The sequence below is a fragment of the Haloferax sp. Atlit-12N genome (genome assembly GCF_003383095.1).
Taxonomy (GTDB): domain Archaea; phylum Halobacteriota; class Halobacteria; order Halobacteriales; family Haloferacaceae; genus Haloferax.
The window spans coordinates 1-462 of record NZ_PSYW01000090.1 but is presented as its reverse complement, the minus strand read 5'-3'; the positions used below and the strand labels follow the sequence as shown (position 1 = coordinate 462).

Annotated in this window: 1 pseudogene; it reads right to left on the bottom strand. The window is 67.5% G+C overall.

The features are described 5' to 3' along the window. Nucleotides 1–393: pseudogene (locus C5B90_RS20145) on the bottom strand (IucA/IucC family siderophore biosynthesis protein); the annotation flags it as partial. Between the last annotated feature and the right edge of the window lie 69 nt (nucleotides 394–462).

The window sequence follows — 462 nt, the reverse complement described above, 5'->3', positions numbered from 1 at the left end:
GCGCCGGGCCTCGACGAACCGCTCGATGTTCTGGCAGCTCTTGACGACCCGCAGGAGCAGTTCGTCGGCCGCGCCGGTGTCGTCGCGGTCGAGTCTGAGTTCGCTCGTGACGAGCGTCACGAGCACGGTGTAGTCGAGGGGGAACGTCTCGCCATCGGGAAGCCGGTAGACGCCGGGCAGGTCGAACTGGTGGCGACCCGTCGGCGACCGGTACGAAAGCGGGACGTAGAGGTCCACGCCCTGCTGAGAGAGCGGCGCGTGGACGACTACCTCGGCGTCCGCCTCGACCGGCACGTCCCCGGCTGGGACGACGGCGTAGTCCCCGGTCTCCCGGAGGTAGCAGTTCAGGAAGCTGTGTATCGTCGCTGACTCGGCTGTGTCGTTCGGATTCATGCGTGTCGGTCGTCGGTCGTCGGTTCGAGAGCGGTTCCGCGGTCCGAAATCTCGCGCAGGAGGTCTCGG